Raw genomic sequence first — 14,406 nt, 5'->3', positions numbered from 1 at the left:
CGACACGCACCCCCTAGCGGCCGGCCCAGGGACGGCCAAATGGACGAGAGGAACTGTCCACAAAGTTATCCACAGGTTGTGGAGAAAGGACGTTCGTCGCCGTCTGGTTGTCTACCGGCGGTGATGCCGCTGGCCGGAGCTCGTCACTGGGGAGTTGCATCCCTGCATTTCCAGTGGGCTCGCGACGGAGTGGGCATCCTCGCTTCGTTGTCTTTCGCCGTTCCGAGGTGGAATCGGCATTGGCAGAAGCTAACAGTTTTCTCTCCGAGTGCCAACAGTTCTGCAACATTGTGGGGGGTCGAATTCTGTGCTGGCTCAATCGTTCCAGATGAGCGTGACTGCTGTGGTTGATGTGATGTCGCTGACGTGGTCTGTACAGCCGGAACGCAGGTTTGACCCAGCGAATTCTCGTCAGTACCCTCGAACAGTCGCCCGCACGTGGTGATACGGCTGCGACCCGGCCCCGCCGGGGGCCGCGCCGGTTAGTTATGCGAGACGGACGAGCTTACCAACGGCCGACCGCGTCACGCCTGTCATGACAGAGCTCATGCGGGCGGAGCGCGGGGAGCCAGACCCAACAAGGAGTGACTGCCGTGGCCAAGGGCAAGCGGACTTTTCAGCCCAACAACCGCCGCCGCGCGAGGGTGCACGGTTTCCGGCTGCGGATGCGCACGCGCGCCGGCCGGGCCATCGTGTCCGCTCGGCGTGGCAAGGGCCGTCGTTCACTGACTGCGTGACGCGGCACAGGGTCTGACGCGGTGCTACCCGCGCAGTACCGGATGACGCGGTCGGCCGAGTTCGGTCTCACAGTGAGTCGCGGAAAGCGCGCCGCCCAACCTGACATCGTGGTGTACACGCGGTCGGATGACAGCGGCGCACCCGGGCCCAGGATCGGCCTGGTCGTCTCCAAGGCAGTGGGCAATGCCGTCATCCGGCATCAGGTGTCCCGTCGGCTCCGGCATGTCGCGCGCACGGTGATCGACGATCTGGGTTCGGCCGACCGAGTGGTGATCCGGGCACTACCGGGTAGCCGCGAGGCGCTCTCACCGCGGTTGGAACAGGAACTGAGAACAGCCCTGCGACGCATCAAAGAGCGTTCCGGGGGCACGAGGTGACCGTGCGTTCGGTCGGTGCCAGGGCTCTCATCTCGGTGATCCAGTTCTATCGGAACGCGGTGTCACCGCTGCGGCTGCCGACCTGTCGGTTCACGCCGACCTGCAGCCAGTACGCCGTCGACGCGTTGACCGAGTTCGGTCTGATCAGAGGGGGATGGCTCGCCCTGGTACGCCTCCTCAAATGTGGGCCGTGGCATAACGGAGGATGGGATCCGATACCGGATCGAGAAGCCGACCGCGGTGAAGCCCAGGGTGACTGTGGCGTAGCCGACCACCGGACCAGCACGGTGCAGCAATGGGAGAGTCAAACGCGTGTTTAATTGGTTGAGCCTCGACATCATCTACTACCCGGTGTCGGCGATCATGTGGGTCTGGTACAAGGCTTTCGCCTTCCTGCTGGGGCCCTCGAACTTCTTCGCCTGGGCGTTGTCGGTGATGTTCCTGGTCTTCACGCTCCGCGTGATCCTCTACAAACCGTTCGTCCGGCAGATTCGCACCACGCGGCAGATGCAGGAACTTCAACCGCAGATCAAGGCGCTGCAGAAGAAGTACGGCAAGGACCGGCAGCGGATGGCGCTGGAGATGCAGAAGCTCCAGAAGGAACACGGGTTCAACCCGATCCTCGGCTGCCTGCCGATGCTCGCCCAGATTCCGGTCTTCCTCGGCCTCTATCACGTGCTGATGTCCTTCAACCGGACGCAGACCGGGATCGGAAGGCTCGGCCTGTCGGTGGAGGAGAACCGAAGCCTGGGCAACTATTTCTTCAGCGCCACCGATGTCGGTCACTTCCTGGACGCGAACCTGTTCGGTGCGCCGCTCGGTGCGACGATGATCCAGCAGCACGGCTTGGACGCCTACACCGAGTTCTATCGTCCGGCGGTGATCGCGGTCGGCGTTCCGATCATGATCGCGGCGGGCATCGCGACCTACTTCAACAGCCGGGCGTCGGTTGCCAGGCAGACTCCGGAAGCGGCAGCCAATCCGCAGACCGCGATGATGAACAAGCTCGCGCTCTACGTCTTCCCGCTCGGTGTGGTGGTGGGCGGCCCGTTCCTGCCCTTGGCGATCATCATGTACTGGCTCGCGAACAACATCTGGACCTTCGGTCAGCAGCACTACGTGTTCGGCAAGATCGAGAAGGAAGAAGAGCAGAAGAAGATCGAGGCACTGGAGCGCCGCGCGGCGAATGCGCCGGCCCCGGGAGCCAAGCCCGGCCGGAAGAAGAAAGCCGCCGTCGAGCCCGGAGCGGATGGAGCCGACCCCGCCCAGGACGTGACCTCACCCGCGGGTGACGGGGACGCGGGATCGAAGGGTGCGACGACAACCGCTCCGGAATCGCCGAACGGTACTCAGGACTCCGCAAAACCAGCAGCGCGGAATGGGGCGGTCAGCCGCACTCCAAAACCCGGCGCTCGGCCGAAGAAGCGGAAACGTTGACGCGCGGGTGACCGCGAACGAGGGAGAGGTGTTTGTCATGACCAACGCAGAAGCCACCACCGCTGACACTGCGGAGCGCGGCGAGGAGATCGATCAGCCCGACAACGGCACCACAGACGCCGAGACCGGCGTGGTGGATGTCGAGGACAGACTGGTCGCCGAGGGCGAGATCGCCGGGGACTACCTCGAGGAGTTGTTGGACCTGCTGGACTTCGACGGCGACATCGATCTGGACGTCGAGGGCGACCGTGCCATCGTCAGCATCGACGGCGGCGGCGACCTGACGAAGCTGGTCGGTCGCAAGGGCGAGGTGCTCGACGCGCTGCAAGAACTGACCCGGCTGGCGGTGCACCAGAAGACCGGCGAGCGCAGCCGGCTGATGCTGGACGTCGCGCAGTGGCGCCGTCGGCGCCGCGACGAGTTGGCGGCTTTGGGAGACAAGGTCGCTCACCGTGTGCTGGAGACCGGTGAGCGCGAAGAGCTGTCACCGATGACGCCGTTCGAGCGCAAGATCGTGCACGACGCCGTGGCCGCCGTGCAAGGCGTGCACAGTGAGAGCGAGGGCGTGGAGCCCTCGCGCCGCGTCGTTGTTCTCACCGACTGATCCAGAGTTACAGCGATGTAGTTCGTGTGGGAGTTGGAGCGGTGTCGGCGCGGACGGTCGGAGGATGTTTCACGTGAAACACGCGGAGGTGCCGACACCTCCCGATGCCGTGACGGCGATCTTCGGCGAGGCTACTGAGGCTGCCATCCAGTACGCACAGATCCTTGCCGGAGCCGGCGTCGAGAGGGGACTTCTCGGTCCGCGGGAAGTGAGCCGCGTCTGGGACCGCCACGTCCTCAACAGTGCCGTGGTCGCCGAACTCGTCGAACCCAACGAGCAGATCGCAGACATCGGTAGTGGTGCCGGACTGCCCGGGATACCGTTGGCGTTGGCCCGCCCAGACATCCATGTCACTCTCGTCGAACCGCTGCTACGCCGCAGCGACTTCCTGCGCGAAGTGATCGATGAACTCGGCATCAACTGTCGGGTGGTACGGGGCAGGGCTGAGGATCGAGTAGTCCGCGACGAAGTGGGGGAGTCCGATGCGGTGGTGTCCCGGGCGGTGGCTTCCCTGGACAAGTTGACGAAATGGAGCTCGCCGCTATTGCGATCCGGAGGGCGGATGTTGGCGATCAAGGGCGAGCGTGCCGAAGACGAGGTTCGCGAGCATCGCCGCGCTATGACAGCACTGGGCATGACCGAGGTGAAGGTGATGAGATGTGGCGCTCGATTCGTGGATCCACCCGTGACGGTGGTCGTAGGGTTTCAGGGGGCGTCGCGGAGAGGCCGGCCGTCGGGAGGGAAGCACAGATGAGTTCCGTTCCCGAACCGCCGAAACCGCAAGCGGTCCAGCCCGATGTTTCACGTGAAACGTGGGATTCCCAGAATGCCGATACGCCGATCGGCGCCGAGGCCGAACGGGCGGTCCGACTCATGCAGGCGGCAACGCAGGGACAACTTCCCCGGCCGACCCGGCAACGTGTCTTCACCATCGCCAATCAGAAGGGCGGCGTGGGAAAGACGACCACGGCCGTCAACATCGCCGCCGCCCTGGCGCTGCAAGGGCTGCGCACCCTCGTCATCGACCTGGATCCGCAAGGGAACGCAAGCACCGCGCTGGGAATCGAGCATCGCCCGGGCACCCCGTCGTCGTACGAAGTGTTGATCGGCGAGATCCCCGTGGAAACCGCGCTGCAGCGCAGTCCCCACAGCGAGCGGCTGTTCTGCATTCCGGCGACGATCGACCTCGCCGGAGCTGAGATCGAGTTGGTGAGCATGGTCGCCCGGGAGGGCCGGCTCCGGAGTGCGTTGGCCGAACTCGAGCACCACGACTTCGACTACGTGTTCATCGATTGCCCGCCGTCGCTCGGCCTGCTGACAATCAACGCGTTGGTGGCGGCACCCGAGGTGCTCATCCCGATCCAATGCGAGTATTACGCCCTCGAGGGTGTGGGCCAGCTGTTGCGCAACATCGAGATGGTCAAGGCGCACCTGAACCCTCAACTCAACGTCACCACCGTCGTGCTCACGATGTACGACGGCAGGACGAAGTTGGCCGACCAGGTCGCGTCCGACGTGCGCGACCACTTCGGCGACAAGGTCCTCCGCACCGTCATCCCGCGCAGTGTGAAAGTGTCCGAGGCGCCGGGTTACGGAATGACGATCATCGAGTACGACCCCGGATCGCGCGGGGCGATGAGCTACCTGGATGCGAGCCGGGAACTGGCGCAGCGGGGAGTGGAGGGTCAGTCCCGATGACGGCGTGCGCGATTGATGTGGGCCTGGAGAGAAGAGGCGACCGATGAACAATGCGGCAAAAAAGCGGAGCGGACTAGGCCGCGGCCTCGCCTCGTTGATTCCCACCGGGCCTGCGGACGGGGACGGGCCGGCGACGACGGGTCCGCGGATGGGCGCCGCGGCCGCCGACGCGATGTTCGGTGGGGCGCCCGCGGCGGTCGCTCCGCCGGAAGACAATCCGGTCGGTGCCGTGTACCGGGAGATCGAACCCTCCAGGATCGATCCGAATCCGCGGCAGCCGCGACAGGTGTTCGACGAGGAAGCGCTCGCTGAACTGGTGCACTCGATCCGCGAGTTCGGTCTGATGCAGCCGATCGTGGTGCGGGCAGTACCCGACAGCGACGGGGCAACCCCCTCCCGCTACCAGCTCGTCATGGGGGAGCGGCGGTGGCGGGCCGCCCAACAGGCGGGGGTGGCGACCATCCCCGCGATCGTCAGGGAGACCGCTGACGAGAGCATGTTGCGCGACGCCCTGTTGGAGAACATCCACCGCGCGCAGCTGAACCCGTTGGAAGAGGCGGCGGCGTATCAGCAGTTGCTCGAGGAGTTCGACGTCACCCACGACGAACTCGCCACGCGCATCGGCCGGTCACGCCCGCTGATCACCAACATGATCCGCTTGCTCCGTCTTCCGATCGCGGTGCAGCGCAGGGTTGCCGCCGGCGTGCTGTCCGCCGGCCACGCGCGGGCGCTGCTGGCGCTCGAGGGTGGCGCGGAATTGCAGGAAGAACTCGCCGCCCGGATCGTCGCGGAAGGGTTGTCGGTCCGTGCGACGGAAGAGGCGGTGACGCTCGCCAAGCGGGACGGCGGCGCAACGCCGTCGGCGCCCCGGCGCAAGCCGATCCAGATGCCGGGGCTTCAAGATGTCGCCGAGCAGTTGTCCAGCGCCTTCGACACCCGGGTGACGGTGAGCCTCGGCAAGCGCAAGGGCAAGATCGTGGTGGAGTTCGGGTCGGTGGACGATCTGCAACGAATTGTGGACCTCATGAACTCGTCGTCGCCGTGACCGGTCATACCGGCGAATTACGTCACTGTGACACTGCCCGCGTCCGCGGGGTGGGTCAGCGCTGTGGTCACAGGAAACATGCTGTGCCCCAGGTGAATTGGATCGGCCGCGGGATTCCGCGCACTTTCGGCAGCCAGGGTGGTCCTTCCCGGCCCTCGCCTTCTATTCTGGAGAGGCCGCCGTTCGTTTTCCGACGGCGTGAAACCTCGGGAGTGTAGTGGCCGCGCGAATCACGCCCCTCCGGCTCGAAGCGTTCGAGCAGTTGCCCAAGCACGCCCGACGCTGCGTGTACTGGGAGGTGGACCCGCCGACGGTAGGCAACGACGACCATCTCGCCGACCCCGAGTTCGAGAAGGAAGCGTGGCTGTCCATGGTCATGCTGGAGTGGGGGTCGTGCGGGCAGTTGGCGGTCGAGTGTCGCGACGTGGATCAGGTCACGGACCAGGCCGAGGAATCGACCGACGACCCCTGTCTCGGATACGCCTTTTATGCTCCGCCGCGGACGGTGCCGCGGGCAAGTCGGTTCCCCACCGGACCGGTCAGTCCCGACGCGGTTCTGCTCACCACCATCGGCATCGAGTCCGGTCAGGGCAACGAAGACTTGGCGAGGACTCTGATCGCCGCGGTCGTCGCTGATCTGGTCCGGCGCGGGGTGCGCGCTCTGGAGGCGTTCGGTCGGTCCCCCGAGGTGTCTGAGTTGTCCGATCCGGATCGGGTGCCCGGCGACGTGGCGCCCGTGCTGGAAGCGCTCGGCGATTGCTCGGTGGACCAGTGCGTGCTGGACACCGATCTGCTGCTCGATGTCGGCTTTGTCGTCGTCTCGCACCACACGTACTTCCCGCGACTTCGCCTCGAACTCGAACAGGGACTCGGCTGGAAGGCCGATGTCGAGGCGGCACTGGAACGGCTGTTGCAGAGCGCCCAGCTCCAGCAACCGGTGGGTGCCGGGGCGAACCCCTGCAGTTAGGCCTGGCGGGCCTGCTCGACGGAGAGCTCGTGGGCCAGCAGCTCGGCGAAAGTGAAAGTGCCGGTTGGCCGGTCGTTCTTGCCCAGCAGATACAACCGTTTGACCGCGGCGAGCATGCCCTCGGCGATCGAGTCGCGGGAAGCCGAGGACAGCAGCGTGGCGCGGTCCTTCGGGTTGGTGATGTAGCCGACGTCGACCTGAACAGTCGGCATCCGGGTCAACCGCAGCAGGTCCCAGGTCCGGCCGTGCACGCGGCAGTCCTGCAATCCGGTGCGTGCCACCACTTCTCGCTGGATGAAGTCGGCCAGATTGCGCCCGATGGTGGACACCGACCCGTGCGAGTTCCCGAAATGGAACGACGCGACGCCGTCGGCGGACGGTGTCGGGTGGGTCGCGCAGCGCAGGCTGATCATCAGGTCGGCGCCAACGGAATTGGCGGTCGCCGCGCGCTCGGCGTCCGAGGGCGCGCGGTTGGCCGGGCGGGACAAGAAGGTCTCCATGCCGATCGCCGTCATGCGCCCTTCAAGCCGACTTGCCAAGTCCCACAGGATGTCCGCTTCGCTGATCGGGCCGGCGGGACCGTTCATGATCAGGCCGTGATCACCGCCACCGCGGCCCGGGTCAATGATGATCCGCTTGCCGGACAGTCGGGGGCCGGAACTGCGGACCAACTCCTCCTCGCGGATCGCGTGTGGGGAGCCGCCGGTGACCCGGGACCCGAGAAAGTACAAGGAGCGCAACGTCTCCGGACCGCAGATACCGTCCGGGTACAGGCCGTACTCCCGCTGATAGGACGACAGCGCGTTGTGGGTCTGCATGCCGAAATGACCGTCGACGAGATTGGTGTAGAACCCGAGATCCTGAAGCCGCGCCTGCAGCGTGGCGACGTCGTCGCCGTACATCGGTGCGCCGAACTGGTGATTGAGCGTTCGGGCGCCCAGTCGGTAGGAGGCTTCCTTGAGTGCCCGGTAGGTGGCCTCGCCGACGACACCGTCGACCAACAGACCGCGGTGCTGCTGGAATGCGCGCACGGCGTGGTCGAGCTCACCGTCGAACATGTCCACCGCCACATGCTTGCCGGTGGTCAGGTCCTCGTCCGGGTTGTCGATCATGCCCAGCGCGGCCAACGCGGCCCGGATCTCGGTGACCGCACTTCCGCGGTCACCGCGACGCACACTCGACATAGGCAGCATTCTCTCAGACCCGATGGGGAATCGGGAAAACCCCAGGCTGGTGTCAGCGCCGCGAAATGCGGCGTCAGACCATGTCAGAGATTTTCTGAGAGCTCCCGCAGCAACGCGGCCTTGCCCTTGGCTCCGACGATGCGTTTGACCGGTGCACCGTCCTTGAACAGGATCATCGTCGGGATCGACACCACCTGGAAGTCCCGGGCAGTCCCCGGATTCTCGTCGACGTCGATCTTGGCGACGGTCAACGAACCGGCCTTCTCGGCGGCGATCTCCTCGAGCACCGGGGCGACCATCTTGCACGGGCCGCACCAGGTGGCCCAGAAGTCCACCAGTACCGGCGTGCTGCTCGACAGCACATCCTGGGAGAACGAATCGTCGGTCACCGCCACCGTGGATTTTTCAGCGGATCCGGAATCGCTCATTGCTGTGCTCCTATCAGGTCAGTGTCTTCCGTTGTGGTGGAAGTTCTCTCGCCGGGCTCAGCGTGGTCGGCGAGCCAGCGTTCCGCGTCGATCGATGCGGCGCAACCACTTCCGGCCGCTGTGATGGCCTGCCGGTAGGTGTGGTCGACGAGATCGCCTGCGGCGAAGACGCCTTCGACGGAGGTGTAGGTCGTACGGCCCTGCACCGTCACGTAGCCCGCATCGTCCAGGTCGACCTGGCCACGGACCAGCTCCGAACGGGGGTCGTGGCCGATGGCCACGAACACGCCCGTGACCGCCAGCTCCGACTCCTCGCCGGTGACCGAATTGCGCAACCGGATCCCGGTCACCTTGGGGTCACCCACGATGGACGTCACATCGGTGTTGGTCAGGAAGCGGATCTTCTCGTTGGTCTGGGCCCGTTCGAGCATGATCTTCGACGCGCGGAACTCCTCGCGCCGGTGGATCAGCGTGACGCTGCGGGCGAAGCGGGTCAGGAAGGTCGCTTCCTCCATCGCCGAGTCACCACCACCGACGACCGCGATGTCCTGGTCCCGGAAGAAGAAGCCGTCACAGGTGGCACACGTACTCACACCCATGCCGAGCATCTCGGCCTCCCCGGGAACGCCGAGGTGGCGGGCGGCGGCGCCCATGGCGAGGATCACCGCGCGGGCGTGATGGACCTCGTCGCCGACGGTGACGGTCTTGACCGGTCCGGACAGATCGACGGAGTCGACGTCCTCCATGCGCAGGTCCGCGCCGAAGCGCAGCGCCTGCTCCCGCATCTGGTCCATCAGCTCGGGTCCGGTGATGCCGTCACGGAATCCGGGGTAGTTCTCCACCTCAGTGGTGGTCATCAGCGCTCCACCGAACTGGGTGCCTTCGAACACCAGCGGTTCGAGCTGGGCACGGGCTGCATACACGGCCGCGGTGTAGCCGGCCGGACCGGAACCGATGACGATGACGTCATGGACGGTGGGTGAGGTCATGAGAGCCTTTCTGCCTGCGGCGAGAGTCCAAACAACCGCGCTGTTAGAACACCAGGGTAAGCCGAGGTGTTCCCGTCGACGATCCCGGCGCGGGTCACGGCGCGGCCGGCACGGTTTCGACCAGCAACCCCGGGTGGGTGGTTGTGCAGGTCGGCTCGACCACCACGGCCCGGATCTGCTGAGGCGCGGCGGCGGCGATCAGCAGCAGCACGATGACGGCGGCCACCACGCAGATCCCGGCGATGACGCCCGCCCGCTTCCCACGGGACAGCGTCGGACGCGCCGGCGCATGCCCGCCAGGTCCGGGTGAGGGCGGTGGTGGTGCCGCACGCAGTGCGGCACCGACACGGGCGGTGACCGCCGCCGGTACCTCGGGCGCGGACCGCTCGTCGGAGGCCAGGCGCGCCAGGTCGCGGCGCACCGCGTCGAGGTCGGCGAGGGTCCGCGCCGCATCGGGGTCCGAGCGGGCGTGTCTGCGGACCCGCGCCGCGGTGGCGTCGTCGAGGAGTCCGGCCTGCAGGTCGGCGAGCAGTTCGGGCGTGACGTGCAGTTCGGGCTCGGGACGGGATTCAGGTCCGCGGCCCGCACCGCTGTCCATCGCTGCCTCCGCCGGTCGATGCCCGCACGATCGGTTCGAGGCTAACCGACTCTCACTCGGCGGTCGCGTTGCCCGCGGCGAAGGAGGCCAGGGATTCGGCGAGTTTGCCCCGTGCGCGCGAGCATCGACTCTTCACCGTGCCCTCGGCGACCCCCAGCATCCGCGCGGTCTCGGCCACCGAATACCCCTGCATGTCCACGGCGACGACGGCGGCGCGCTGCTCCACGGGAAGGCGCATCAGCGCGCGTTCCACCATGATCGCCGTGTCGACGCGGGCGGTCGGGTCGACTACCCCGCAGCGCTCCTCGACGAGCTCGTCGCACGCGCGGGACTTGTTGCGGCGCAACCGGTCCAGGCAAGCATTGACCACGATCCGATGCAGCCAGCTGCTGACGGCCGAGTCGTGCCGAAACGCGCGGGCCGTGCGGTGCGCCGCCAGTAGCGCGTCCTGCAGCGCGTCGGCGGCGTCGTCGCGGTCACGACTGGTGAGCAGTGCCAGCCGATAGAGCTGGCGGTGGTGCCGGTAGAACAGCTCCTCGAACGCGTACCGGTCTCCGCTGACGTGTGCGGTGAGCAACTCGGCGTCGGTGCGCGCCTGTCCGGGTTGCCCCCGTGTTCCCCCGAATATCCCCACAGGCGAACACTAAGCGGCGCCCGGGGTGGCTCCCCGCACCAGTTTTCGGACCGCACCGCGACATGCGAAGACACCGGGCGGTGGCTGGGGAGAGGGTGTCAGGACGCGGCCCGGAGAGTGATCTCCGAGATGTCGGTGCGGCTCTCACCGCTCACCGAGCCGAGGGTCGAGATCCAGACGAGGACGTACGACGTCGGTGACGCGTCGTCCACCTCGATGGTGTTGGACCCCGGCCGCATCGTGGCGGGCTGGGTGAGAGCCGTGGTGTCCTCCAGCGAGGACGGCGACGCCGTATCCGACGACCGGATCTGCACGGCGGTGCCGGTGCTGTTGAGGTTCACGGTGACCGAGCCGACGGTGGCCGGCTCCGACAGCTGCAACATCAGGCCGACCCCGTTCTTGAACCCGGGGAAGGGCACCGCGTCCGAGTAGGTGTCGCTGGCCCACACCGTCGACGGGTTGCCGTCGATCGCCAAGTCGGCCAGTTCCGGAGCGTCGGCTTCACCTTCGGGTGAGAACACGGTCACGGCAACGGGTTCGAGGACCCCACCGGCAGCTCCCGGCGCGGCGGACTCCGAAGTGGTGGGCGCGTTCAGGCCGAGTTCGTCGCCACCGAGTCCGCTGCCGACATCGCCGAAGATGCGGCCCAGCACGGATGCCAGCAGAACCACAGCGACAACCACGATGACCGCCGCGACCGCCAACCCGATGATGAGGCCTCTGCGTCGTCGCGTGTCCGATTCGGCGTCGTCGGAGGGCGTACCGAGCCAGCCCCCGGACCGTGTCTCGGGCACCGCGTCCGCGACCGGCGCGATGTGATCGGTGCGGTCGGCGATGGCGGTGGCCTGCTGAAGCAGGTTGAGCAGCGTTGGCGCGCTGCGGATTCCGCCGCCCTCCTGGACGGCGTGTGATGCGGCAGCCGAGATCTGGAAGGGGATGTCGCGGTCGATGGCCCGGGGTTCGACGGGCTGGCCGGCCGCGTCGAGATCCGCCGGTGCCAGGCCGCTGGACTCGCCCGATTCGGGCAGCGGCCACCGATCGATCAGCAGCGCGTAGAGCGCTGCGCCGATTCCACGGATGTCGTCCTCGGGCGTGGCGTCGCGCAGTGTCGCCGGGAATGCCAGCGCCACATCACCTTCGATGCTGACCCGGATCCGGCCGGGATGGTCCACCGACAGTGCCACCCCGTTGCGATGGGCGACCTCGGCGGCCGCGGCGAGCGACTGGATGGCGCGGGCGCCGCCGATCGGTGACGGTGTGGTGTCGGCGACTTCGGCCAGCGAGCCGCCACGAATCCACTCCGAGACCACCAGACCGCTGGTTCCGGTGGCCACGACGTCGAGCACGCGCGCCACGCCGGGCATGTCGATGCGGCTGAGCTTCTGGGTGCGCGACAGGATGTCCTGCACCTCGCGCTCGGTCATCGTCCCGTCGGGGCTGACGAAGGTCAGTGCCACCTGACGGTCGAGTGCGGTGTCGAGCGCCTGCCAGAACTGCAGATGCGGGGGACCGCCGTGGAAGACCAGCAGCCGGTAACGCCCGTTGGAGATCATCGCACCGGGTATCAGGTGCACGTTCTCGGTCGCGGTCGCCGTCTCCAGCGGCGGCTCCCGCGGCGGGTCGAACGCCAGGGGTTCGCGGGAGGGGTCGCCGCCGTACTCCGAGGGCGGCCGGGTCGACTCGGAGGTCGGCGGGCGGCCGGTGCTCGACGACGGCAGCACCGCGGTCTCGGAATCGGGCTGCGGCGGGTGCGCGGACGTGTCGGGAACGTCCGGCTGGAAGTCGTCGGCCGACGGCCGGTCGATCCGGGTGGTGGAATCAGCGTCCGAGGGGGAACCGCCGGCGGGTTTGTCGCTCACCGCTGATCCTTTCCCCCTCCAGTCGTCGGCAACCTTCGCCGGCGGAATTCTGGGTTCAGGGTACGTGAGGCCGCCGCTGCGACGTGGCGGGACGGACGGCGAAGCCGCTGATGCGGCCACCTGAGCGCCGGGCCGCAGGCGCCTGCGCACCGCGGCGAGTGCAGCCTGGGCTTCGGGCACCTTCGCGCCGAGTAGCACCGCGCCGATGATCGGCACCATGACCGCGCCCAGCACCGCCAACCGCAGCAGCGACCCGCCGCCGCCCCAGTGGGCGGTCAGTTCCTCGAGCCCGAGCAGCTGGTCGACGACGTGGGCGGTCAGGCCGGCGGCCAGCGACGCCGTGATCGTCACCAGGATGGTGCGGACCACGTCGAGGCCGACCAGGCGACCGCCCGGGGGATCGAGGCGGGCGCGCAGCAGCAGATGGCCGACGGTGGCCCCGGCGAGGAACCCCAGCCCGTTGGCCAGCCCCAGGTAGCCGGCCACAAGGTCCGGGTCGTCGGTGAGGTGCGGCGCCGCCAGCGACGCAGCGATCTTGACCGCGGTGATGACGATGATCAGCACGATCGGTGTCCACGGCTCCTGGCGCGCATAGAACACCCGCAACTGCAGCAGCACCAGCGTGTAGGGGATCAGCGTGAACGCCGACAGCGTGATCGCCATGCCGAGATAACCGGCGTCGACCGAGCCGAAGTTGCCGTAGGCGAACAGCGCGCTGCCGATCGCCGGACCGCCGACCGTCATGATCGCCACGATCGGGATGAGCGTGACCATGGTCAGCCGGGTGGCAAGCGACAGATCGGCGAGCACGGCGGGGCCGTCCTCGGCGGCGGCGTTGCGGGACAGCCGCGGCATCACCACGGTCAGCACCGTGACGCCGATGATGCCGAACGGCAGTTGCAGCACCAGCCAGGTGTAGTTGTAGATGGCGGGCCCGGATGCCGATGCGGCGCTGGCGATCTGGTTGCCCACGATCATGCCCACCTGGCTGACGAGAACGTAGAGCACCATCGCCAGGGCCATCATGCCGAACTTCTTCAGGCGATCGTCGATACCCCACAGCGGGCGCAGGCTGATCCGTTCGGCCCGGATCGCGACGAACAGCACCGTAGCCTGCGCGACGACGCCGAGGGTGGTCCCGATCCCGAGCACCAGCAGCTTGGCGTTGCCCATCTCGACGGGGTTGATCGAGAGTTCGCCCGGGACAAGGACATACAACCCGAGCGTGAGGATCGCGACCACGTTGTTCACCACCGGGGCCCACGCGGGCGGCCCGAAGATGTTGCGGGTGTTCAGGATTGCCATGAAGACCGAGGACAAGCCGTAGAAGATGATCTGCGGCAGCAGCAGGAACGCGAACGCCGTGGTCAGTGGCCGGTTCACCAGGGGCTCGGATCCCAGCATCAGGTCGACCAGCAGCGGCGCCGCCAGCGTGGAGACGATGGTGACCACCAGCAGCAACGTCACGGCGAGCGTGAGCAGCCGCCGGATGAAAGCGGACCCGCCGTCGGGGTCGTCGCGCTCGGCACGGGCGAGCACCGGGACGAAGATCGCGGTGAACGTCGCCTCCAGAACCAGTGCGGCGATCATGTTGGGCAGCTGGTTGGCCACGGTGAACGCGCTCGACAGCGCGGCCCCGAGGATCGTGGCGAGCAGTACGATCCGGGCGAACCCGGTGAGCCGGCTGACCAGCGTGGCCACGGCCATTCCCCACGACCGGGAGACGACGGCGGCGTCCGACAGTTCCGGGCGCGTGGTCGGTTGGTGCGGCACGGGCTGGGGTGGCACCCGCGGTGCCGGATGCGGGGTGCGCGCACGCTGACGCGGTGGTTCGGTCGGGCGAGGCTT

15 protein-coding genes are annotated in these 14,406 nt (G+C 67.3%); 9 read left to right on the top strand and 6 right to left on the bottom strand.

What is annotated here, in order from left to right; translation table 11 throughout:
* The first annotated feature begins 593 nt into the window (after positions 1–593).
* From rpmH to ABDC78_RS29640, 9 genes are all read left to right on the top strand, one after another.
* Complete coding sequence (gene rpmH / locus ABDC78_RS29680; protein ID WP_073695092.1) at positions 594–737, top strand: 50S ribosomal protein L34; 144 nt, start codon at positions 594–596, stop codon at positions 735–737.
* Positions 738–758: 21 nt separating this feature from the next.
* Complete coding sequence (gene rnpA / locus ABDC78_RS29675) at positions 759–1,115, top strand: ribonuclease P protein component (protein WP_178357777.1); 357 nt, start codon at positions 759–761, stop codon at positions 1,113–1,115.
* Positions 1,112–1,435, top strand: a complete 324-nt coding sequence (yidD, locus tag ABDC78_RS29670; protein ID WP_178357776.1) for a membrane protein insertion efficiency factor YidD — start codon at positions 1,112–1,114, stop codon at positions 1,433–1,435. The genes rnpA and yidD overlap by 4 nt, the downstream gene beginning before the upstream one ends.
* A 43-nt stretch (positions 1,436–1,478) precedes the next feature.
* Positions 1,479–2,552: a membrane protein insertase YidC gene (gene yidC, locus ABDC78_RS29665; protein WP_218620472.1), complete on the top strand. Its 1,074-nt coding sequence runs from the start codon at positions 1,479–1,481 to the stop codon at positions 2,550–2,552.
* 37 nt (positions 2,553–2,589) lie between these two features.
* Positions 2,590–3,156, top strand: a complete 567-nt coding sequence (locus ABDC78_RS29660) for a R3H domain-containing nucleic acid-binding protein (protein ID WP_178357774.1) — start codon at positions 2,590–2,592, stop codon at positions 3,154–3,156.
* A gap of 73 nt (positions 3,157–3,229) precedes the next feature.
* Entirely contained in the window at positions 3,230–3,910 is a 681-nt protein-coding gene (gene rsmG / locus ABDC78_RS29655) for a 16S rRNA (guanine(527)-N(7))-methyltransferase RsmG (protein ID WP_178357773.1), read from the top strand.
* Entirely contained in the window at positions 3,907–4,854 is a 948-nt protein-coding gene (locus tag ABDC78_RS29650) for a ParA family protein (RefSeq protein ID WP_178357772.1), read from the top strand. Before rsmG ends, ABDC78_RS29650 begins: the two co-directional genes overlap by 4 nt.
* Before the next feature lie 43 nt (positions 4,855–4,897).
* Entirely contained in the window at positions 4,898–5,899 is a 1,002-nt protein-coding gene (locus ABDC78_RS29645) for a ParB/RepB/Spo0J family partition protein (protein ID WP_178357771.1), read from the top strand.
* A 217-nt stretch (positions 5,900–6,116) separates the two neighbouring features.
* The gene (locus ABDC78_RS29640; RefSeq protein WP_178357770.1) at positions 6,117–6,866 is read left to right on the top strand and encodes an acetyltransferase; all 750 of its coding nucleotides are present in this window, start codon (positions 6,117–6,119) and stop codon (positions 6,864–6,866) included.
* Here ABDC78_RS29640 and ABDC78_RS29635 read toward each other — a convergent pair.
* The 6 genes from ABDC78_RS29635 to murJ all read right to left on the bottom strand — a co-directional run bounded on the left by ABDC78_RS29635 (position 6,863) and on the right by murJ (position 14,265).
* Positions 6,863–8,050, bottom strand: a complete 1,188-nt coding sequence (locus tag ABDC78_RS29635; protein ID WP_178357769.1) for an N-acetylmuramoyl-L-alanine amidase — start codon at positions 8,048–8,050, stop codon at positions 6,863–6,865. The two genes, ABDC78_RS29640 and ABDC78_RS29635, sit on opposite strands and share 4 nt — an antisense overlap.
* A gap of 83 nt (positions 8,051–8,133) precedes the next feature.
* Positions 8,134–8,478 carry a thioredoxin gene (gene trxA, locus ABDC78_RS29630; protein ID WP_178357768.1) on the bottom strand — a complete coding sequence of 115 codons (345 nt, stop codon included), beginning with the start codon at positions 8,476–8,478 and terminating at the stop codon, positions 8,134–8,136.
* Positions 8,475–9,467, bottom strand: coding sequence for a thioredoxin-disulfide reductase (gene trxB / locus ABDC78_RS29625; protein ID WP_178357767.1), 993 nt, complete (start codon positions 9,465–9,467; stop codon positions 8,475–8,477). Before trxB ends, trxA begins: the two co-directional genes overlap by 4 nt.
* A 94-nt stretch (positions 9,468–9,561) precedes the next feature.
* Positions 9,562–10,065 (bottom strand): hypothetical protein, encoded by a 504-nt coding sequence (locus tag ABDC78_RS29620; protein ID WP_178357766.1) that lies wholly within the window; start codon positions 10,063–10,065, stop codon positions 9,562–9,564.
* 52 nt (positions 10,066–10,117) lie between these two features.
* Complete coding sequence (gene sigM, locus ABDC78_RS29615; protein WP_178357765.1) at positions 10,118–10,699, bottom strand: RNA polymerase sigma factor SigM; 582 nt, start codon at positions 10,697–10,699, stop codon at positions 10,118–10,120.
* 98 nt (positions 10,700–10,797) lie between these two features.
* Complete coding sequence (murJ, locus tag ABDC78_RS29610; RefSeq protein ID WP_178357808.1) at positions 10,798–14,265, bottom strand: murein biosynthesis integral membrane protein MurJ; 3,468 nt, start codon at positions 14,263–14,265, stop codon at positions 10,798–10,800.
* Positions 14,266–14,406 lie beyond the last annotated feature (141 nt).

Origin of the sequence: Mycobacterium sp. DL, from assembly GCF_039729195.1 — a bacterium.
Classification (GTDB): Bacteria; Actinomycetota; Actinomycetes; order Mycobacteriales; family Mycobacteriaceae; genus Mycobacterium; species Mycobacterium hippocampi_A.
This window is presented reverse-complemented; position numbering and strand designations above follow the sequence as displayed.